Below are 21,954 nucleotides of genomic sequence, written 5' to 3'. Positions count from 1 at the left end.
GTCTCAAAGAAAGTAACCTTATGAATATTGAGTACTTTAAAAAGTTTGAAAAAGAGCTGAGTGCTGGACTGAAGAAGCAGGCTGCAAATTCGGTTCAGTTGTTTATAAATTCGTTTAAAAGTGAAGACGAAATACGGTCTTGGGTGTGGGAATATCTACCGAAGCTAGAGAAGAATACTCATTGTTGTATTCGGCATGAACTCTTTGTAAACCTTGTTTACCCTACCTTAAAGAAAGGATTCGAAGTAGGGCATTATGATTCGACATTATGGCTTGGAAAGTTAGCTCAAAACATATATCAAACGAAAGGTGTTTTTGAAGAACTGGTTCATTGGCTGAAATGGGTTTTTACCGTAAGTGCTATGAGTTAGATTCCAACCGTATTGAAGGCAAAGAGCTCTTACTCTGTTGTCTTCTAGATTGGTTCTCATATTGTGAGCATGAATGGCCCGCAGGCATTCTTTATGGTAACAATGGCGCAACGGTTGAACAGTGTTTTGAAATTAGACAAGAAGCTGAGTTTGCACGTTCATTGACGGTAAATGAAAACGAACAAGCTTTTATTCTTCAATTTTTAATTAAACTTGATCAGTATGAAAGAGACTTAACAAGGCAATCAAGGTGATGCCTTACACTTGGCGGTTTTGGTATGGAGTTCAGTGTGCTTTGTTGGTTCAGTGGGGCACACCTTATTGCAGGCGTTACCTCGCGTATTTAGAAGGTTGGGGCGGTCGGCTCCGCTGTTGTTGTTAGTTGGTCAATTCCAGAAACATTTGCCTGCATTAAGAGTTGTTCATCGTATGTCGCGGTGTTGAGTTAATCGCATGCCAAGTTCAACAATGTCTTTGGCTGTAACTGATACAAGTCTGTACTTGTCGCCCTAAATCTTACCACTCATGCCAACAGGTTTTAACGGGTAGGGCTACGAAAGTTAGTCGTTCTTTGTTTATGGTTTTCTGAGGCACAAGTCGCCAATCATTCGCTGGTACCCGCGTTTAGTGATGGAGTCGGTGTGCTGGCATGCCTTGCATAGTCGAGAGCCGCTATATCAAAGTCTACACGCAGCGATTTCGGTGGTTATAGCTTTCTTTGTCTGCGTTGAGTTCCAAATTTGTTACTGAAGTTTCTCATCAGAGCGAGCTTCATCGCATCATGGCAGGCAAGCTGCTTTGGCTTCTTCACGCGTGCGGGTAACAAGGCCGTCAAAACGACCATCAACGCTCGGCATTTTGGGTATGAATTGGCTTTCGTGTTTACGGTGGTCATTTACAAATAGTCGTAATACGTTGCTGGCGTTTTACGGCAGTCATTATATTTATTTGAGGTTATATGGAAGATAGTAGTTTTTTCTCTAATTTGGGATCGTTAGATTGGTGGATCGGTGTAGTCGTAGTTGGTTTAATTATCAATGTCTTTTCAGCTTACTTAAAGCCTGCACTCGACTCATTTTTATCAAAGTTGTCGTATAAGTGGGCATCTGGGAGTAAACGAAATGCTGATGAACGGAAAAAATGGATTAAAGAACTTCAAGAAAGTGAGCATGAACAAGTGCTTTGTTACTTAGAGTTTCTAAATCAAAAAATCTGGTTTATCATATATTTAGTGATGACGCTCGTATTTTTTTGGATGCTTAATGAATTTGAGGCAACGTCAAAAATCGAGCTAACAATTATATACGTAATAATTGGTTTTGGTTTACTGTCTGCACTTCACAGTCTCTATTCTGGTTTGACACACTATCTTGTCTTGCAAGAGGCTAGAAGGACAAAAATATAACAAACTGTTTAAGAGTGATTCCCCACGCTTGGCATTTTTGGTTTGGTTTTAGTTCAGTGTTTATGGAGTCCATATTTAGTGTTGTGGTAGCGTGGCTCACACTTTAATTGGGCGTTAACTCGCGAATTTAGAAGGTTGGGTCTGTCGGTTCCGCTGTTGCTGTTTGTCGGTCAATTCCAGAAACATTTGTCTGTATTAAGAGTTGCTCACCGCAAGTCGCGGTGTGGAGTTAATCGCATGTTAAGTTAAACAATGTCTGTGGCTATCACAGATGCAAGTCAGTACTTGTCGCCCTAAATGTTATCACTCGTGCCAAAAGACTTTATCGTCGTCAGATTCCGGGTTTGTCACGTAGTTTTCATCTAATGTCGATCGACAATGAACTAGATTAACCGAACGCAGTTGATGGCAGTGAAAAAGATATAAAAGATAGGGGCGCCAAACTGAGTTGGCGCCGTTCATTTTAGAGCACTAACTGATTAGCTGAATAAAGTAAGGAATAATAAGAGCGTTAGCAAGGTCAATAAAAAACGCGCAGACTAAAGGTACGATGATAAAAGCTTGGTGCGAATTGCCATACTTTTGCGCAACTGCTGACATGTTTGCCATGGCCGTTGGTGTTGAGCCAAGTGAAATCCCGCCAAAGCCTGCGCAGACAACAGCAGCATCGTAGTTTTTTCCCATTAATGGGAAGATGACATAGATAGCAATACACACAGCAACGATAAATTGAACACCAAGAATAACGAAGATAGGTCCAGCAAGATCGATTAGCGCCCACAGTTGCATGCTCATTAGCGACATTGCAAGAAATGAACCCAGTGCGATATCGGCAATTAATGCCACGGCTGGTTGGCGTGCTGGCCAGCGAGTTCCTGTCAAGCGAGGGTATGAAGCTGGAATTAAGTTTGAAATAAGAATGCCGGCAAATAAACATGTCACAAATAATGGTAATTCTAACCCCATTGATGAAATTACTTCATTTAATATTCCACCCAGAATAATACAGATATGAATTGCTAGTACGGCATCGAGAAAATCGTAGGCATCGATTTTAGGTTGAGGTTCTGATTGCTTAGTACCAATGTCCATTTTTTCATCTTTCTCAGGAGAAAGCTGGTATTTATTGATTAAGTATTTTGCGATTGGTCCGCCCATAATGCTTGCAAGAATGAGTCCGAACGTTGCGCTGGCAATACCAATTTCCATTGCGGTGTTTAAGCCGAATGATTCGCCAATTTTTGGAGCCCATGCGATCGCGGTGCCATGGCCTCCGATTAATGAGACGGTGCCACTGAGTAAGCCAAAAGCTGATGGTTGGTCAAGAAGGTGAGCAATACCAATCCCTGTTAAGTTTTGGATTAACATATAGCCGATGGTAATTGAGAGAAGAATGATAAGTGGTTTTCCGCCTTTGAATAGATCGGCAAGGCTGGCGTTAATGCCTATGGTGGTAAAGAAGTAGACTAATAAAAGGTCTCTTGCTGCTAATTCAAATTGCACATCAACTTTGGTGACGTAGTGCAAAATGGCAAATAGGATGGAAATCAGTAAGCCACCAGAAACAGGCTCTGGAATGCTAAACTCTCTTAACCAATAACTGGCTTGGGTTAAACGTCTACCAAGAAACAGCACAATAATCCCGAGTGTGACAGCTAAAAATGACTCAATGTGTAATACACCGTCAGCGTAATCCATTACTCCTCCTGAGAAATGATGAAACAACTACGTAAGTGATACTAGTTTTGAACTGCTATAACTTCTAGCGAATGCTATTCAAAATAAGTAATTGATCATTCTGACGAGTGCAAAGACTGATCCTAGCGTCAATAATTTTGTAATCAGTTCCTTAATTACTGTAAATTCAATCTTGCTCAGCGGTCCTTTTTTGCATGTTGTTTCAAATAGAATAAAGCCTATCAAAAGATAGGCTTTATAGAGTAAGAAGTGTTGCTTGTGTTGTTTTTGGGGTTATTCACTCACTGCAATTTGGTTCTTTCCCCAACTCTTAGCGCGCATAAGGGCACTGTCAGCTTTAATGTAGTCATAGCTAAAGTCTTGGTATTCGATTTGGGTCAGCCCAATGCTTATTGTTACTTGTATAATCTCACCATTATCAAGTTCTAAAGACCAAGTTTCGAGTGCTTCACGTAAACGCGTTGCCAGTTCTTCGGCTTGCTTAATATCGGTTTCAGGTAAAAGTAAGCAATATTCTTCGCCACCAATGCGTGCGACATGATCGGCTTTACGACAGTTGTCTTTAAGGCATTTAGCAAGCATCATCAAAACTTTGTCGCCTGCTTTTAAGCCATATCGATCATTGATTTCTTTTAGATTATCTATGTCAATCAGTGCCATCGAAAAGTCACGCAAATAACGTCTGCTTCTCGCGGCTTCATTCTGATAAATAGGAATTAAACCTTGACGGTTATGAAGACCTGTTAGGAAATCAGTAGATGCAGTTTTCCTTACAAGGTCAATGGCCTCGTTACGGTGACGAGCTAACAAATACGCCAAGATTAAGACCATGGCGTAAGCGCTGATATTTTGTAAAGCTTCCGATATTTGGATGTGTTTTTCGCTGATTTCATTAACACTCAGCACCATGTAGAGCACACCAAACAGTGAGCTATACCACCAAGCGCTTTTGTGGCTCAACGAGAAAAAGCACAGTAGAGGGATAGTTAGTCCTATGGTGTGGCTGATGTCATTCGCACCGCTGATCATAAACCCCAACGCACAGGTCGTGGTGGTAAAGAAAATCAGTAACCACACTAAAATAAATGGGTTAACGTGTTTATTGTTAATTTTGTTGAGTAAGTAGCAAAGAAAGCTGCCTGTTACTGCTGTCAGTGTGAAAAAAGGCTCGACATCAGAAACAAAGTAGCTGAAGGCAATCATGGTACAGATAAGGCCACAAGCAGGAAAAAGTACGGTTAGCTGCTTTTGTAACGTCTGTTTACTTAGCTCAATATAAGCGTAATTAGGGGATTCAAGCTGAGTGCTTTTAATTTGAATTGACATTGATGTCAGACTTCCGTGTAACTATAGGGATAACACTGCTCTCATCATGTGAGCAATATCACTAGAGTATGGAGTTATTGATACAATGTCTAATATTTATATTAAATAGATCGTATAAATTGATTTAGGTTAATAATACTACCTATAACAGGTTGATTTATGAGCGGTTAGTGCTTTTCTGTCGGGGTTTTTATTCTCTTTTAGCTATTTTGCATTCATCTTTACTGCAGATTGTTTGCTGATTTATTACATTAAACCCTACAGGGAAAAATATTTGGATTACTATTGATGTATCGGCTGAGCATGGAAGATGTGCGTAAATAAAGGAGAATTCCAATGCGCGTTTTAGTGACAGGCGGCATGGGTTACATCGGTAGCCACACCTGTGTACAAATGATTGAAGCGGGGATGACGCCAATCATTTTAGACAACTTATATAACAGCAAGTCGACTGTACTCGATCGTATTGAAGCATTAACGAACGTTCGACCTGCTTTTTATCAAGGTGATATTCGTGATCATGCTTTCCTTGATAAAGTGTTCAAAGAAAATGATGTTGAAGCAGTTATTCACTTTGCAGGTTTAAAAGCTGTAGGTGAGTCTGTTGAAAAGCCTTTGGAGTATTACGATAACAATGTTCACGGAACCTTGGTACTAGTTGAAGCGATGCGTGCCGCTGGCGTGAATAGTCTTATTTTCTCATCTTCTGCAACGGTTTACGGCGATCCTGCTTCAGTGCCTATTACTGAAGATTTTCCAACCAGCGCAACAAACCCGTATGGTCGTAGCAAGCTGATGGTTGAAGAGTGTTTGACGGATATTCAACACGCTTATCCTGAAATGAGCATTACCTTATTGCGTTACTTCAACCCTGTTGGTTCACACAAATCAGGCACAATGGGTGAAGATCCTCAAGGTATCCCAAATAACTTGATGCCGTTTATTTCGCAAGTGGCGGTTGGTCGTCGTGAATCATTAGCTGTATTTGGTAATGATTACCCAACGGTTGATGGTACAGGTGTTCGTGACTATATCCACGTTGTTGATTTGGCTGATGGCCACCTAGCGGCGCTAACACATAAAGGTAAAGAAGCTGGCCTACATATCTATAACCTAGGTACAGGTAATGGTAGTAGTGTTCTTCAAATGGTTGCGGCATTCTCACAAGCGTCGGGTGTTGAAGTGGCTTACCATTTCGCTGAACGTCGTCCTGGTGATATTGCAGAATGTTGGGCTGATCCAGCAAAAGCAAAAGCTGAGTTGCATTGGGAAGCGAAATTATCAGTTGAAGATATGACAGCTGATACATGGCGCTGGCAGTCAAGTAACCCAACTGGTTACCCTGACGCTGAATAATAAGTCGACTAAGACTTTTAAAGATTGAAAAAGCAGCCTAGGCTGCTTTTTTTATGGATGAAAACAGTGACTCATCCTAGCCCAATAGGGTATTACAGCGGTTGTGCATCTTTCGCATTGGCTTCAAGAAATGCCATCACTTCTTCGCGCTCTGTTGGGCTTAACCCAGCGCGTGGGAACATACTTTTCGTAATGCCATGCCATTGGGATTTTGTATATTGCTTTGGATCTTTAGCTGAGTGGCACAGAGTACAGCGTTGATAGAACAATGCTTCACCAAGGCTTTGTTGATTGCCACCTTCCTGCGTGTGATTTGCTAAGGTTGTCGTCATTGAATTAACGGCTACCTCAGTCTGTTGCTGAATAATCTTCGGTGGCTTAAAGGCCATATTAGCTGATTCATGATCACGGCAGCGTTGAATAAACGCGAGGCAAGTATTAGCACTGTTTGCTTGGCTTAATTCACTTGAGGCTTGGCTAGATGTGAGCACATTGATCGAGCCACCATTACAACGGCCTTGGCTATCAAGTTGTAGCCATGCACCTTCCTCTAAACTAATCACCCCTGGCATAATTTGATCTGAGACTTTAGCCCCTGCAATTGTGCGTCCACGTTGGTTGAAAATCTCTACTAGATGACCGGAACGAATACCGTGTCGTTGAGCATCTTCTTTATTAATCAGCACATATTGGCGACCTTGAACATTTTCGTATTTACGAACATCAGCGTTGGCCATTTGTGAGTGCACCCGGTTATAAGGGTGTGGACTTACGACATGGACTTGATTCGGTTTGGCGTTGCCCAAATATTCAAAAGGCTCTAAAAACGTCGGTACTGGCGGACAATCTTTAACGGCAAAGTTTGCGATATCTTGGCAATAGAGCTCAATTTTACCCGAGGTGGTGTGAAGTGGTGCGTTTTCAGGATCTTGATAAAAGTCACCATGTCTTACCCATTGGTTCGCTTCTTCTGGTACGGGCAAAAATGCTACACCAGCTTGTAAGAATTCCTCATAAGGTAGTGTTGCAGCTGAGGCGTGGTAAGCACGTTTTAGAATGTCTTGGTAGGATAAACCGTCAGTAAATTTATCTTCAACATTAAAAATGCTGGCAAGACGACGGAAGATCTCATAATCATCCAAACTTTCGCCATAAGGTTGAATAACCTGACGCATCGCATAAATTTTATCGTTACTGTAAGTACCACCAGATGAGAGATCATCTCGTTCTAGAGTGCTGGTTGCAGGTAGCACAATATCGGCGTAGCGGGATGAAGCACACCACCAAGGGTCTTGGCATACAAAGGTTTCAACTTTCTGGTTTAATGCATGGATCAGCTCGTTGGTGTTTTGCTGGTGGGAAAGTAAGTTATTCCCAGCGTTATAAACCATTTTGATATCTGGATAGGTGTACTCAATGCCATCACGAGTAAAGCGCTTCCCTGGGTTCAAAAGCATGTCAGAGATTCGTGATGCAGGGCAGGTGGCTGTTACCGGGTTTTTACCTTGCGATAAACCAATGGGTAACGCTTTTCCTGATTGCGGCATACCGCCATTGCCGTAATGCCAGCTGAAACCAACCCCTTCGCCAGGTTTACCAATTTTGCCCAACATAGCGGCAAAGTTGATAATAGCCCAGTGTGTCATTTCACCATGATTCGCTCTTTGTAATGACCAGCCAGCTGCAAATTGGGTTTTGGTAGTGGCAAACAGCTTTGCCATTGCTTGAATTTCTTCAACAGCTATTCCTGTAATAGGGGCTGCCCATTCAGCCGATTTAACAACGTTATCTTCTTTGCCCATTAAGTGGTCGATGAATTTGTCGGCACCTACGGTGTAGCGTTTAAGGTACTCTTGGTCGTGAAGATCATTGATATAAGCATGGTGAGCCATGGCTAAAAATAGCGCGGTGTCTGTGTTTGGAACAATTCTAACCCAGTCGGCATTCAATTCATTATCAGTACGGGTACGCTGAGGGTTGATAGAAATGAACTTGATGCCTTTTTCTGCAAAACTTTTCCAATGGTCATACATTTGATGATCGGCAACACGAAACTCAATGCGATTATTTTTCCATGGGTCACAGCCGATAAGCACAAATGTTTCTGTGTGTTGTTCAATCACCTGCCAAGCTGTCTGTGGTGAGTAAACTTCCATATCACCAATAACGTGAGGCAAAATAATTTGCGAAGCACCGCCAGAGTAATCACCTGTTGTGGTGCTTTGTCCACCGATCAAATTAAAGAAACGTCCTTGTAATACTTGGGGGCGCATCAAACCTGCATGTGACCATCCGCCATAAGAACTGCTAAATATTGCTTCATTACCGTGGTTAGTGGCTGTGGATTGAATTGCATTCGCTACCAGCGATAAAGCGGTTTCCCAACTTACACGAACGAAAGGTTCTTTACCTCTCAAGTGCGGTTTTGTGTCACCTTGAGGATCGGCAAGGTATGAAGCCCGCACCATCGGGTATTTCACGCGTGTTTTATCATAAAGGCGGCTGATCAAACCTTCCGTCAGCATTTCGGTAGGCATGGCGTCCAATTCAGCTCGGGGTTGAACGCCGACAAGTACACCATCTTTTACGATGGCGTTGAAAGGTCCCCAGTGACAGGCATGTGGAATAACCTCGACATCAGAGTCGTCAAAGATCTGTGTTGCAGGGTAAATTGCTAAACCGCCGCCAGTAGCGACAGCTGTTGCAATGGATGTCTTGAGGAAAGTGCGTCGAGATATAGCCATGATAGGTTCCGTGATTTAACTATTATCGCTTCATAATGAATTGATAAATCAAGCAATAGATCTAGCATATCACATTAAGGTTCATTTTAAATGTATGTTTGTGTGTTTGATTGAAGGTGAGTAGGTAAGTTGGTGCAATCGCGTTAATTAGCAGCAATTTAAGCTATGTTTGTCGCAATTTAGTGTGGTTTTATCATTCTGGTAAAAGAGCAAAAATTGATTTCACTTTTGGGTGGTGAGAATCCGCAGTGGAGTCGAATTGGAGAAAGCTTGCAGGTGCGAAATGAAAAGTGCTCGCTATCAAAGTGATAGTGAGCACTTTATGTGTGGAGTCTTTTAGAGGTTTACCTTAACTCAGTAGGTGGAAAGCTAAGGCATTACCTTTTGTACTTCTAAGCTTGTGCTTAGTAGTAAATGATACCTTCACCCTTAGTGATTAAGGTACCAGCTTCATTGCGAGTGATGCGGTCAAGTTCAAATAGAGAACCAATAGCAGCGTCACCACGACCAGAGTTTACAAACTTACATACAGCGTCAACTTTAGGACCCATAGACCCTGCAGGGAAGTTGAATTCAGCAAGACCAGCAGGTGTTGCTTGTTTCATTTCAGCTTGGTCTTCTTTACCGAAGTTACGGTAGATAGAGCCATCAGTAAGGATGATGAAAAGATCAGCGTTGATCTTCTCAGCAAGTAGTTCTGCCGTTAAGTCTTTGTCGATTACACATTCAACGCCAGAGCTTGTGCGGTTGTCGTCAAAGCAAACAGGTACACCGCCGCCACCACAAGCAACAACTAGGTTGCCAGCTGTAAGTAGAGTTTCGATTTGTGGTAGTTCAACAATGTCTTTAGGCATTGGTGACGGTACTACGCGACGGAAGTATTCGCCATCGGCTTTAAATACTTTGTCAGAAGCTGCCATGATTTCTTTTGCGCGTTCTTCGGTGTAAACAGGGCCAACAAATTTAGTTGGGTTAGCAAAAGCAGGATCTTCTTTACTTACTTCTGTTTGCGTTACTAGGGTTGCAATAGAAAGTTTGCGGTCGATATTGCGAAGCTCTTGTTGCAGCATGTAACCAACCATGCCACAAGTTTGTGAACCTAATACATCCATTGGGTAAGGTGTTGTTTCTGGAGAGTACTCTTGGTAAGCAGAGTTTTGTTCCATCAACAAACCAACTTGTGGGCCGTTACCATGAACAACGACAATTTCGTGCTCTTTAGCGATAGCAGCAATGCTAGCTGCAGCTTTCTTAATGTTGTCACGTTGGTTTTCAGCAGTCAGTGCTTGTCCACGAGCAAGTAGGGCGTTTCCGCCTAGTGCTAATACTATACGCATGATCATATCTCTCTTTATATATTTATTATTGATGTACTCAGGTACGAAGAGGCTTCGCCTGGTCATCTTTTGTATGTAGTTTTAATCATTCAAAGACAAAGGTTTATCCCTTGAATGTGGCGTTAGAATAGAGAAAAAAAGCAGGGCGAAATGTGACTAGTCTCTAAATATTTTGTGGCATTACTGCGCAGACTTAAACCGATTTATGGTACATTTCGATTAAATATCCAGCTTTTTGTGTGGATAATATTAAAATTCTGACTTGAAAATGTTGATGATTCGCTGGGACTGAATAATCTACCAAGCGCTGATTCATACAAAAAATCAAATAAATGCCATAAATGCTGCTCAGATCACAGCATGGCTCATTGTAAATTCCGATCTGCTACAATCAGATCAAAAGGGCTTAACGCTTTGTAACGGACTCAACCTTTACAGGCACGTCGATTCAGTAAACAATAGGCGCGCATTAACTTTTAGCTAACCTTTGTAAGGCACTATGACAGAAAAAAAATCGAATCCTTTATTAGAGATTGTATTCAATGTGGTGATCCCATCAGCGATCTTGATGAAGCTGAGTGGGGAAGAACAACTGGGTTCCGTTTGGGCATTAGTGATTGCGCTGTCGTTTCCTTTGGCGTTTGGTGGCTACGAATTAATTCGTTTCCGCAAGTTTAACTTCATCTCACTACTTGGCTTTGTTAGCGTACTGCTAACCGGTGGTATTGGTTTATTGGAGCTAGACAACAAATGGCTTGCGATTAAAGAAGCCTTGATCCCTGGCTTGATTGGTCTTGGTGTGTTTATCTCAACTTATACGCCGTTCCCGGTCGTCAAAAAGATGATTTTCAACGACACCGTGCTTAATCTTGAAACCATCAACCAGCATTTAGCTGAAAACAATCAGCAAGCGGCTTTTGATCGTTGTTTGATGAATTCAAACTACTTATTTGCCAGCACCTTTGTGTTTTCATCAATCATGAATTACGTATTGGCAAAATGGATTGTGACTAGCCCTTCAGGTACGGCGGCATTCAATGAAGAGTTAGGTCGAATGACATTGCTGAGTTACCCGATGATTGCGATTCCATCTATGGTGATGATGTTGGGTATTTTCTACTTTGTGTGGCGTCAGCTGCGTTCAATGACGCAACTGGAAGCTGAGCAAATTTTCCGTACTCAGTAAGTGTTTGCAAGATTCACTTGATAGTAATTAGAAAAGCGCCGATTGGCGCTTTTTTCTTATCTAAGAACATGGTTAGCCTTGTGGGCAGTTTAGCGAAAGGGCGGAATTAGATATCAGGGTTATTACGAATCCGAACAAAGCGGGCAAAGCGTGGAATGCCTTTTTCGGTTTTCCCGTTATAACGGTAGTTCACCATACTACCTAGCGGTGGAGGAGATTCGCGTTCGCTATCTTTAAACCCGGTGCCGATTTTAAATGTCACATTATCGGCTGTTTTAACCCAAATCGCTCCCATCATGCCGGTGTATTTGCCTTTCCCTTCTTCATAGCCAATCACCTTGGCTTCGGCGTCTTGGTATTCTTTGAGCTTGAGCAGTTGTTCGCTGCGGCCTAATTCATAGTGGTTCTTTTTGTGGTGAAGCATTAGACCTTCACCGCCATGTTCCACTGTTTGGCTGAGCCTTTTTTCTAGCTGCTTGATATCGTCGACTGCAAATTGTTCTATCACTTGTATGTGGTGATGATTCAAGGTGGTGATTTTATCGTGGAGTAACTGATAGCGATCAGCAAAGCTCATGTTCGGTGTAGGAGTGTCATACACCATAAAAGTAATACGCTGCCAGTCTTCATCTTTAGGCTGGGTATCAAGCACGGTTCTTGCGACATGTTGGAAACCACTTCGTCCAGCCCAGAGTTCTCCGTCAAGCGGTATGCTAGGGAAGCCTTGCACAAACCATTCGGGCGCATTCAATTTATTACCTGAGCGCGTTACAAAGTGCTTACCATCCCAAAAGGCACGAATACCATCCAGCTTTTCACTGATAAGGTAGTCATTGATAGAGGCATTCAAGGAAAGATCGGATTGAACGGAAGACAAGAGTAGATCATTAGCCTGCATAATTGCAGGTGCTTGATCTTGCGCAAAAAGAGGGAAAGAAAGAGTAAGTGCCAGAGTAAGTGGAGCTAGCTTCATACTGTTCCTCAAGTCGTTATGATAACCATACTTTGATGTTAGCGAATTAAATCACCGTAGCTGCTCTTTATGCTTATAGTGGTATATGTGTGGGTAAATTAACTCTATCTAAATGAAAAATGGGATGAAATTGGAGCAAAATGCCATACGGAGGTGTCAATTAGTCATGATAGTCGGAAAATTAGCGCTAAGAGCGTCGATGTTTTGCGATCTAAACTCAAGAATAGAATGAGAGAGAGCTGAAATTCTTAAGTGGAATTTTGTTTTATTAATACATTCAGTAAGAGCTGAGGATCTGCGGTTAATAAGCTAATTGGTATTCATTTCTAGCTAGGGTAGAATTCCTGCCTGTGTTATAGCTCACATGATAATAATAAACGGCTGTAACAGAGACAATTATACCCATCGCGTCAAATATGCGTTTAAAAGTTACGCTGTAAATTTGTTTATAGCGTAAATAACCAAGTGTTTGAGTGATAGGTATTCATTGGAATTGATAGGTTAGGTATGTTAGCAACAAATCAAGCACTGCAAGGTTTCTTTGCTCGAAAGAACATTGATTTCTCTTTTCGTAATTACTTCATTCATGTCATGAGCTTTATGGCTCTTGGTCTCTTTTCTTCACTTCTTATTGGCTCCATTCTAAATACGGTTGGCATCAAGTTTGGTCTTCCGCTGTTATCTGAAACACTATGGCCGATTGCAAAACAAATGACAGGTCCTGCCATTGGGGTTGCAATCGCTTATGCACTAAAAGCGCCACCATTGGTTCTTTTCTCTGCCACTACTGCTGGTGCAGCCGGTGCGGCGATGGGCGGGCCTGTTGGTGCCTATATCGCTGCCGTTATAGCGACAGAATGCGGCAAGCTGGTTGCTAATGAAACCAAAGTAGACATTCTTGTTACACCTGCTGTAACTGTAGTTGTGGGTGTTTTAGTCGGTAGCTGGGTTGGTCCTCATGTTGGTGCGATGATGTTGGCACTGGGTGATGTGATCATGTCAGCTACACACTTACAGCCACTATTAATGGGGGCTGTCGTGGCTGTATTAATGGGCATGGCACTGACATTACCAATTAGTAGTGCTGCAATTGCAATTATGCTGAGTTTGAATGGCTTGGCAGCTGGTGCGGCAACAGTCGGTTGTTGTGCGCAAATGGTTGGCTTTGCAGTAATGAGCTTTCGTGAAAATCGTTGGGCGGGTGTAGCGGCGCAAGGTCTTGGCACTTCTATGCTACAAATGCCAAATATTATTAAGAACCCAAAAATCTGGTGGCCGCCAATTTTGACGTCTGCGATTTTGGGACCAGTAGCAACCTTGGTATTTGAAATGCAAAACACCCCATTAGGTGCTGGTATGGGAACATCTGGGCTGGTGGGGCAAATTCAGACTTACATTGCTATGGAAGGTGCTGGGCTTAGCGATCTTGATATTTACAAAGTGATTATCATCATGCACATCTTTGCACCTGCAGTGCTAACCCTAGTGATTTCAGAGTTGATGCGTAAGATTGGCTGGATCAAACCAGGCGATCTTACACTGAATCTATCGAGCAAATAGAAACAGCACTGCCTGTTTTAATTTAATATGGCTGCGGGCGAACGAAAGTTTGTTCGCAGCTAACTTCTCTGTTTATTTTTCCTACCTTTTGTTCCTTCGTTTTGCATTGCTTGTGTGCATTGATAAAACGCGTCAGCTTGATGCTTGTCAGCTACAAAGTTGAATGTATCTGCGATCCCTTCAATATCAATTTTGGTTTTGTTACCACGAGTTTTGAATGTGTCGATAAAGGTATTGGCATCTTGCTCTGGGGTGACTAAATTTGTCGCGTAAATTGTCATATCTTCCAGTTTTTTGTAGAGCTTATGCTGGACAAAAAAATCATTATTGGCGTACCAGTCGTTATAACTTGTGGCTGATTGCGTGAGGTGACCTTGCTCATTATCGCTAAAAGCGTGTTGATGAAAGATGGTGACGTTTGAAGGCATAGTGCCCGAGGTGGTGAGCAAAAGAACCACATCTTGCTGATTTCGCTCTTCGTTAATGGTTAAAAAGCAGGAGTTACCTTGCTGGTGGTAGCTGGAATTCTCAAGCAGCGGGGTTGAAAAAGCAGATACAGTCAAAAATAAAAGTGGCGTAACCATCACTTGCCTCCTTACCAGCAAAAACCTCGTCTAAATATAGACAGCATTAAGTAAGAAAAGTGTCTTACGGGCAGGATTATTCTATTGTGAGAATTTGTTTCAGCTGTTTTACATCATCTTTTTAGCGATGGATTGGTCATGCTCTATTCTTAGGATGGTATTTGGAGTGAAATTATTGATAATGCGCTGACAAATAAGGCGATGTTACTGATATTATAGTTATCAATCGTAGTGTTAAGTGAAGAAGGTCACTATGCGAATTCGTAATCAAAATGGAAGTTCAACCACCTCTTTTATTATGACGGCTATCGCTGGCGCAGTTGTAGGTGGCTTATTAACCACGGCTGTTTGGCAGCGCGAGGAAAGACCGACACAAGAAGCGTATCAAGATGTGGTCGCACAAACGCAAGAGTGGCAGCAAAAGTATGCCGCGTTAGAAGAACAATTCCAAACACTGCAAACGGATTCTTCATTGCAGCAAAAAGAGTTGCAAGCCTCTTTAACTCAAGCGAATGAAGCGCTTGAAAGCCAGAAACTAGATTACGAACAACAGATCGTGAAGCTGAAATCACAGCAGAAAAAGATCACGGTGACCAAAAAGAAACTTGATACCAAGGTCGTGGCATTAACCGAAACAGCTGAAAAGCAAAAGGTGGTGTTAGATCACTCAAAAGCACTTTATCAGCAACAGCTTAAGCTTCAAAAGCAGGTGGAAAAAGCGCAAGCAGATGTGAAGAAAGCACAATCGGTCGCGAAAGAATCAAAGAAAGCGTGTGATGAATTTAAGAGTGGTACCAGCTGGAATTGGGTATCAGAAGCGGATTGTGAAAAGTACGAAGCAAACTTAGCCGTGGTGGACAACGAGCAAGCGAAACTGACAGCGTTGCAAACAGAGCTAGATGAGCTGAACAAGAAGATTGAAATCGCTATCCCTAAATAAGCAAACTTGAGGGTAACTCTCTTATTAATAGCGATGGTTAAGTAGCCTGTTGTAAAAGCGCGGTTTAAGGACAAAGATGAAAGCCAATTTACTCACCAATATTCCTATGAGTATGCCAGAAGAAGTGTTCACTGATTTGGTGAAGACTGAACATGTTCGTATTGAGCGTATTATCTCTAAAGGTCATGTGACGCCAGAGGGCGATTGGTACGATCAAGATGAACATGAGTGGGTAATGGTGGTAAAAGGTCATGCAAAACTCGTGTTTGAAGAAGGGTTGAAAGAGATTAGCCTTAAAGAAGGCGATCACATTAATATTCCAGCTCATCAACGTCATCGTGTCAGTTGGACAGATCCTACTCAAGAGACAATTTGGCTTGCCGTTTTCTATTGCTAGCAAACTTTGTAACGTCTAAAGTAAGTTTTGAATTTAAGGCGTGAAAATAACGCATGGAAGCAAGACATAAAAAAGCCGTAGTGCATGACAGCAACTACGGCTTAATTGTTTTGGGGCTTGAGCGCTGAGTTAGATGCTTAGCGTTCCTTGGAATATCAAGCCTAGAGCACTCAGAGACATCAATACAATACAAGTAATACCAAGCCACTCGTATTTATGCTGAACGAGAGATTCATGTTGAGAACGACGCGTCCACAGCATTACAGCTAAGCCCGGTAGGTAAAGTAGGGCAACAAGCAATAAGTAATCTAAGCCAGCAGCGTAAATCAGCCATACGCCGTAAGTGGTCGCAATGGTACCCGCAATGAGATCCCAGTAACGCGCCAAGCCTTGGTTTGAGTAATCTTTGTTGGCCAACGCAACTTTCAACCCGAATGCTGCCGACAGACCGTAAGGGATTAGAATAGAAGACGTCGCAATGTTTACTAACGTAAGGTAAGTGCTTTCGCTAAACAGGGTCATGACTAAGAAAGCTTGCACGCCCAGTGTTGATGCGGTTAATGCTGTAATCGGTGCACCATGAGCATTTTCTTTGCTAAACCATTTTGGAAATAGGTTTAAGTTAGCTGCAACCAAAGGTGCTTCTGCGGTTACCACAGTCCAACTAAGTAGTGCGCCACAAACTGAAACGATCAAACCAATATTAATGATCCATGCACCCCACGGACCCACGATGTGTTCAAGGATCAATGCCATTGATGGGTTGTTGAGCTCAGCCAGTTCTTGTTGTGTCATCACTCCAAAGGCGAAAAGCGTCACTGCGACATACAAAACCAAAGCAATCAGTAGTGCAATAATCGTCGCTTGACCAATAGATTTACGGTCTTTGGCGCGACCAGAAAGTACCACCGCACCTTCAATGCCGATAAATACCCATAGGGTGATCGACATGGTGTAGCGTACCTGATCCATCACACTGCCAAGTTCACTATTATGCTGTGCCCAAATATCGAAACTGAACTTATCCATATTTGCTGCAAGTACAGTAAAGCCTAAGAAAGCACATAGCGGAACTAGCTTAGCAAAGGTAACGGCAATGTTTACCAATGCTGCTTCTTTAACGCCGCGTGTAACTAAGTAGTGCATCAACCAAATAAGAACTGTAGCACCAACAAACGCTTGCCAAGTATTACCGGCACCAAAAATGATGTTGTCTGGTGTATCAGTAAAATAGCCGATAGCACTAAAGACCACGACAGCGTAGGAAGTGTTAGCTAATAGGGTATTAAGCCAAAAACCCCAAGCTGAATTGAAACCGAGAAAGCTGCCAAAGCCAGCTTGAGCATAGGCGATGACACCGCCGTCAAGATCAGGCTTGCGAATTGAAAGGCTGTAGAAAACACGTACCAGCCCTAGCATACCGATACCCGTGATAAGCCAACCAATCATCACAGCACCTGGACCAGCACCCGCTGCCATGTTTTGTGGAAGACTAAATATGCCAGCACCAACCATAGTGCTGAGCACGAGCGCAGTAAGAGCGCCGAGCCCTAATTTATTATTCATTTTGTAATTTAGCTTGTAACAAGATGCTTTAAGCCTAGTACTAATAACAAGCTCAACAAATCACTGTGCTTACTCTGCTGATAAAAGGCACTTATCAAAATGAGGTTAATGCAGTTATTTGTTTGGCTTGATAAAAAAGGTTTGTCAGAAAGTGTTACTGAGTAAAGCATCAAAAAATAAGAGGTCTGTACGATAGAGCATTAAGTGCTGAACATCAATTTTAATATGGAAGAATGATGAATAAAACTGCTGTTTTTATGGTTTTATTTTCTAGTTATGGTGTGTGGAGTAACAACTATCACTATTTGTTTGGTTGAGGCAGTGTTGAAGCAGTCGTGATGACTTATAAAAAGGGATTGTTATCCAAAACGATAACAATCCCTGTAAATGCAGTTATTTACTTGCTTAGTGCTTGTTACCAGCGTACACGTTTAGCAAGTGCGGCTGGGTAGTGACGCTGTAACGCAATGTCTGATGCTCTGTGTTCCACTTCGTCAAACGAAAAACTGCGAGTGACAGAAAATGCAGTTTCTAGGTCTACTTTGTTTGATGCACATAATGGGCTGACTTCGGCAATTAGTTCTAGTTGTTGTAATTGCTCGACCAAGGTATTGGCAGCCGTAATCGCTGATGAGGCTTTGACGATTTCAGTGCGTGCATAGTGTTTGCCTGCAAAACTAATATCAGCAGCGCGAAGAGATGGATCGTCACCGGGGATCTGTTGCGCGCCGTATAACGGTTTACCGCCAACAGTGGCAGTTTGATACGCAGGTACAAACTTCGCCATGTGGTTGATCGCACGTTGGCTACGTAATTCAATTTCTTCAGCTTGCCATGATTGGGTCAGTTTCTTGATAAAGCCCGCAGAAAGTTCAGGTTGTGCATTATTGGCTCGCGAGCTGACTAATCCATTTTTAAACAGGGTTATCTCTTCTGTCATGCCGTGTAGCTGAAAGTACCCGTCAGGATAAGGCGTTAGTTGTGCCATTCCTAGTGGCGTGCCACGTTCGCCGTGGAAAATGACCTCTGGCCATACACCTTGGCAGTTAGCCCAATGGGTAACATAGGCTGATTTAAACTCGACTAACCGTTCGCGGGGTAATTGCGCCAAGTTATCGAGCGTGCCGGTACGATAGCCACAAGCATTAACGAGGTAATCAACTTCTTGAACTTGGCTAATCCAATCCTGTGAGTCTTGATCGTAAATCTGATAGTGAATTTGCCATTGGTGGGAATCACTTGCTTGTTCGATATGGTGCACTTTGGCTTGAGTGAACACTTGGCAGCTTGGTAGTGCTTTTAAGGCAAGATCTGCAGTGGCTGCAATTCTGAAAACACTTAAACCGTATTCTTGTACCAACACCAAAGGGTATTTAAATGCAGAAAGGTCTAATTGCTTTGCGACAGGTATCATCCAATCATCAAGAGACTGAGGCGCTGTGGGTAATTCTTGCTGCGCTAACAGCGTTAAACTTTCTTGATCGTAAAGCTTGAAGTAATCCTCTGGCTCGCCCAGCACTTTATTAGCAGGATTCTCATCAACTAACACTTTGTATGCGCGTTGAACGAGTTCCAAGCGGGGTAACAGGGCTTTAGGATCACCGTTGTCGTGCTGCGGGATGGCAATCACGGTAGGGCGAATATTCGCAGTGTGAGGAAAAACGCGGAGCGTATCGATTGATTGTTGCAATAAGTCTAAACACTGTTGATCAGAGATCTCACGATATAGATTGCCACCAGCGTGTAAATGGCAGATCGGTGGTCCGTTAACCAATGACTTTCCTTCTTCAAACAGAAAAGTTTCAATGCCAGCATCAGCTCCCATTTCCGCTAACCGAAGAGCGATAGTTGAGCCTGCGACACCGCCACCGACAATACCGACTCTGACAGGTGTTTGCTCGCTACGAATTAGGTTCTTAGTCATTGGTAATAACAATCAATCTTATTAATTTGAACTGCGTATTCTACTTGCCGCAAAGCAGGTTGAAAATACAAATTAAGTAAACGATTGCGCATAAAGTGAGCGAGTGGGGTTGGCTAACTAGAACGCAATGCGGTTTATTACTCATTTACTACTCAATTACGTGTTGTTTTTGCTTACAGATCACTATAATGCTTCAAAAATATAAAAGCCCTTGCGAATAAGAGGAGCAAATATGAAGTCAGAAGCAACCACGATAGAAGCTTATCTTGCTGAGGTGCCAGAACAGCGACAGGCGGCATTTCTTCAACTTCGTCAGGTAATAGTCGATAACTTACCTGCAGGGTTTGAAGAAACGATGAGCTACGGCATGATAGGCTATGTTGTACCGCACTCGATTTATCCAGATGGGTATCATTGCTCACCTGAATTACCACTGCCTTTTATTAACATTGCTAATCAGAAGAATTTTGTCGCTCTGTATCATTCAGGCATCTATGCCAGTGAAGAGTTACAGCAATGGTTTGTGTCTGAATATCCTAAACATTGCGACAATAAGTTGGATATGGGCAAAAGCTGTATTCGTTTTAAAAATGTGAGCAAAATCCCCTTTGAACTAATTGCTCAACTTGTGAGCAAAATGACAGTAGAGCAGTGGATAACTCAGTATGAATCGGGCAGAAATGGCACAAAGAAAGGTAATTAGGCAAGATCCTATCTGCAAGTGCTGATATGATTAGCCCAATTTAATTCTCTGTATAGGCAACAAGATTGCTGCTGTGCTAAGTGTGGTTGGTTGTTAAACCTATGCTCTGCACTATACGAAAAAGAGAACCTGATGAGAAAGCAATGTGCTCCAAATAATCAGCACAGATTCGCCTTAAATTAGGCTCATGCTGACTAGAGTTTACAGACTCTAATAACTAAAAAAGCGCTACGGAGCGATAATGACACCTTCAGTTTTAATTTGTGATGACTCCGCGTTAGCCAGAAAGCAGATGGCAAGGGCGTTGCCCGGTTCGCTGAATGCGGAAGTAACATTTGCCGTTAACGGGCGCGAAGCACTAACACTGCTGCTAGAGCGCAAGTTTTCAGTCATGTTCCTTGATTTAACCATGCCAGAAATGGACGGTTACGAAACGCTACAGGCGATTCAAGATCACGGGATTGATATTAAAGTGATTGTGGTTTCTGGTGATATCCAGCCACAAGCACAAGCGCGTGTTAAAGCACTGGGTGCGATCGACTTTCTGAAAAAGCCTGTCGATAAAGCCCACATTAAAACCCTGCTTCAAGAAGTTTTGCCGCCACCTGCAGACTTTGACTTTGATGCGCCAATCCAGCGTACAGCTATTCCGGCGTTACGCCGTCGTGATATCTACCTTGAAGTGGCTAACGTTGCGATTGGTCGTGCCGCAGACTCACTAGCACGTCATTTCGATGTATTTGTTAACTTACCTCTACCAAACGTGAATGTGTTTGAGGTGAGTGAATTGCATATGACCATGCGTCACTTGGCGAGTAACTGCAATATGTCTGGTGTTTGCCAAGGCTTTAGTGGTGAAGGTATCGCTGGTGAGGCGTTGGTACTGCTGAGTGACTCAAGCGTGAGTGAAGTCATGCAGCTAATGCAGTATCCAGAAGATAGCGGTCAAGATTTTGAGCTTGAATTGCTGATGGATGTCAGCAACATCTTGGTAGGTTCTTTCCTCAAAGGGCTAGGGCAGCAGGCTGAGGTGAAGTTTTTCCAAAGTCATCCAGTATTGTTGGGTAAACACCAACCGGTTGATTCCTTTATCGATCAAACGTCGGGTAACTGGCGTCGAACCATGACGTTTGAAGTGAGTTACTGTATTGAAAACACCAACATCAAATGTGACATGCTGCTGATGTTTGTCGATGAATCGCTACCTTTGTTGGATAACAAACTGTCTTACTTGCTGGATGAGGATTAATCATGTTGTCGTTACCTGCTGAATTTGAACAATTTCACTGGATGGTCGACATGGTTCAACATGTTGATCTTGGCTTAGTTGTATTGGATCGAGAATATACCATCCATGTATGGAATGGCTTTATGGTTCACCACAGTGGTAAACAGTCTCATGAAGCTATTGGTAAAACCATTTTTGAGGTGTTTCCTGAAATTCCCCAAGAGTGGTTTATTGCTAAAGCCCGCCCGGTATTTAACTTAGGCTGTCGTAGTTTCTTGATTTGGCGTCAACGTCCGTACTTATTTAAGTGTCGAAATGTCCGTCCGATCACGCAGCAAGCCTCTTTTATGTACCAGAATGTCACCATGAACCCAATGACATCTCCGAAAGGGCAAGTTGATTACTTATTCCTTGCGGTAGAAGATGCCACGGCAGAAGCGATTGCTGAAGGGGTAACTACGGAGACTAAGTAGTTAGCATTGGATTGTGACAACGTAACTTAATGGTTCTTTATTTTATCCATTAGTCCAGCAAAGCTACCGTTGTGCTGTGAAAATATAGAAGCGCAAGCATTATTATTTTTAAATAGTGCTTGCGCTTTTTTATTGTACTTTTTGTCAGTAAGAAGTAGGTAAAAAGACAAAATTATTACAATA

The 21,954-nt window shown here is 42.6% G+C and carries 18 protein-coding genes; 10 read left to right on the top strand and 8 right to left on the bottom strand.

Annotated features, from left to right (window positions below; genetic code table 11):
* Window positions 1-20: 20 nt before the first annotated feature.
* Window positions 21-371 carry a hypothetical protein gene (locus A3K86_RS22790; RefSeq protein WP_068336943.1) on the top strand — a complete coding sequence of 117 codons (351 nt, stop codon included), beginning with the start codon at window positions 21-23 and terminating at the stop codon, window positions 369-371.
* 958 nt (window positions 372-1,329) lie between these two features.
* Window positions 1,330-1,776 carry a hypothetical protein gene (locus A3K86_RS22345; RefSeq protein WP_068336936.1) on the top strand — a complete coding sequence of 149 codons (447 nt, stop codon included), beginning with the start codon at window positions 1,330-1,332 and terminating at the stop codon, window positions 1,774-1,776.
* A 471-nt stretch (window positions 1,777-2,247) separates the two neighbouring features.
* On the opposite strand, the gene gltS is transcribed toward A3K86_RS22345, so the two are convergent.
* Together gltS and A3K86_RS22335 are read right to left on the bottom strand one after the other, a co-directional pair.
* Window positions 2,248-3,474, bottom strand: coding sequence for a sodium/glutamate symporter (gene gltS, locus A3K86_RS22340; RefSeq protein ID WP_068336933.1), 1,227 nt, complete (start codon window positions 3,472-3,474; stop codon window positions 2,248-2,250).
* A 273-nt stretch (window positions 3,475-3,747) separates the two neighbouring features.
* The gene (locus tag A3K86_RS22335) at window positions 3,748-4,800 is read right to left on the bottom strand and encodes a GGDEF domain-containing protein (protein ID WP_068336930.1); all 1,053 of its coding nucleotides are present in this window, start codon (window positions 4,798-4,800) and stop codon (window positions 3,748-3,750) included.
* Window positions 4,801-5,136: 336 nt separating this feature from the next.
* Between A3K86_RS22335 and galE the strand changes: the two genes are divergently transcribed.
* Window positions 5,137-6,156, top strand: a complete 1,020-nt coding sequence (gene galE / locus A3K86_RS22330; protein ID WP_068336928.1) for a UDP-glucose 4-epimerase GalE — start codon at window positions 5,137-5,139, stop codon at window positions 6,154-6,156.
* Window positions 6,157-6,248: 92 nt separating this feature from the next.
* On the opposite strand, the gene A3K86_RS22325 is transcribed toward galE, so the two are convergent.
* Both A3K86_RS22325 and A3K86_RS22320 read right to left on the bottom strand, forming a co-directional pair.
* Entirely contained in the window at window positions 6,249-8,900 is a 2,652-nt protein-coding gene (locus A3K86_RS22325) for a molybdopterin-dependent oxidoreductase (protein WP_068336924.1), read from the bottom strand.
* Between the two features lie 404 nt (window positions 8,901-9,304).
* On the bottom strand, window positions 9,305-10,237 hold the full coding sequence (locus tag A3K86_RS22320) for a carbamate kinase (protein ID WP_068337223.1): 933 nt from the start codon (window positions 10,235-10,237) through the stop codon (window positions 9,305-9,307).
* A 499-nt stretch (window positions 10,238-10,736) separates the two neighbouring features.
* Between A3K86_RS22320 and A3K86_RS22315 the strand changes: the two genes are divergently transcribed.
* Window positions 10,737-11,423 (top strand): VC0807 family protein, encoded by a 687-nt coding sequence (locus A3K86_RS22315; RefSeq protein ID WP_068336921.1) that lies wholly within the window; start codon window positions 10,737-10,739, stop codon window positions 11,421-11,423.
* Window positions 11,424-11,529: 106 nt separating this feature from the next.
* Here A3K86_RS22315 and A3K86_RS22310 read toward each other — a convergent pair whose 3' ends face one another.
* Window positions 11,530-12,396, bottom strand: coding sequence for a DNA ligase (locus tag A3K86_RS22310; RefSeq protein ID WP_068336918.1), 867 nt, complete (start codon window positions 12,394-12,396; stop codon window positions 11,530-11,532).
* Between the two features lie 507 nt (window positions 12,397-12,903).
* Between A3K86_RS22310 and A3K86_RS22305 the strand changes: the two genes are divergently transcribed.
* Window positions 12,904-13,956, top strand: coding sequence for a PTS transporter subunit IIC (locus A3K86_RS22305; protein ID WP_068336915.1), 1,053 nt, complete (start codon window positions 12,904-12,906; stop codon window positions 13,954-13,956).
* 59 nt (window positions 13,957-14,015) lie between these two features.
* Here A3K86_RS22305 and A3K86_RS22300 read toward each other — a convergent pair whose 3' ends face one another.
* Window positions 14,016-14,540 (bottom strand): hypothetical protein, encoded by a 525-nt coding sequence (locus A3K86_RS22300; RefSeq protein ID WP_068336913.1) that lies wholly within the window; start codon window positions 14,538-14,540, stop codon window positions 14,016-14,018.
* 253 nt (window positions 14,541-14,793) lie between these two features.
* Here A3K86_RS22300 and A3K86_RS22295 point away from each other — a divergent pair, with 253 nt between their 5' ends.
* Together A3K86_RS22295 and A3K86_RS22290 are read left to right on the top strand one after the other, a co-directional pair.
* Window positions 14,794-15,480, top strand: a complete 687-nt coding sequence (locus tag A3K86_RS22295) for a chromosome segregation ATPase (protein ID WP_068336908.1) — start codon at window positions 14,794-14,796, stop codon at window positions 15,478-15,480.
* 76 nt (window positions 15,481-15,556) lie between these two features.
* Window positions 15,557-15,877: a cupin domain-containing protein gene (locus tag A3K86_RS22290; protein WP_068336905.1), complete on the top strand. Its 321-nt coding sequence runs from the start codon at window positions 15,557-15,559 to the stop codon at window positions 15,875-15,877.
* A gap of 129 nt (window positions 15,878-16,006) precedes the next feature.
* Here the strand turns inward: A3K86_RS22290 and A3K86_RS22285 are convergent, their stop codons facing one another.
* Window positions 16,007-17,443 (bottom strand): basic amino acid/polyamine antiporter, encoded by a 1,437-nt coding sequence (locus A3K86_RS22285; RefSeq protein WP_068336895.1) that lies wholly within the window; start codon window positions 17,441-17,443, stop codon window positions 16,007-16,009.
* 415 nt (window positions 17,444-17,858) lie between these two features.
* Window positions 17,859-19,367, bottom strand: a complete 1,509-nt coding sequence (locus A3K86_RS22280) for an FAD-dependent oxidoreductase (protein ID WP_068336893.1) — start codon at window positions 19,365-19,367, stop codon at window positions 17,859-17,861.
* Window positions 19,368-19,599: 232 nt separating this feature from the next.
* Between A3K86_RS22280 and A3K86_RS22275 the strand changes: the two genes are divergently transcribed.
* The 3 genes from A3K86_RS22275 to A3K86_RS22265 all read left to right on the top strand — a co-directional run bounded on the left by A3K86_RS22275 (window position 19,600) and on the right by A3K86_RS22265 (window position 21,771).
* Window positions 19,600-20,070, top strand: coding sequence for a DUF1801 domain-containing protein (locus A3K86_RS22275; RefSeq protein WP_068336891.1), 471 nt, complete (start codon window positions 19,600-19,602; stop codon window positions 20,068-20,070).
* 241 nt (window positions 20,071-20,311) lie between these two features.
* Window positions 20,312-21,319: a response regulator gene (locus tag A3K86_RS22270; RefSeq protein ID WP_068336888.1), complete on the top strand. Its 1,008-nt coding sequence runs from the start codon at window positions 20,312-20,314 to the stop codon at window positions 21,317-21,319.
* Window positions 21,320-21,321: 2 nt separating this feature from the next.
* Window positions 21,322-21,771, top strand: coding sequence for a PAS domain-containing protein (locus A3K86_RS22265; RefSeq protein WP_068336885.1), 450 nt, complete (start codon window positions 21,322-21,324; stop codon window positions 21,769-21,771).
* The last annotated feature ends 183 nt before the right edge of the window (window positions 21,772-21,954 follow it).

It is taken from the genome of Photobacterium jeanii (assembly GCF_001650345.1).
GTDB lineage: Bacteria > Pseudomonadota > Gammaproteobacteria > Enterobacterales > Vibrionaceae > Photobacterium > Photobacterium jeanii.
This window is presented reverse-complemented; position numbering and strand designations above follow the sequence as displayed.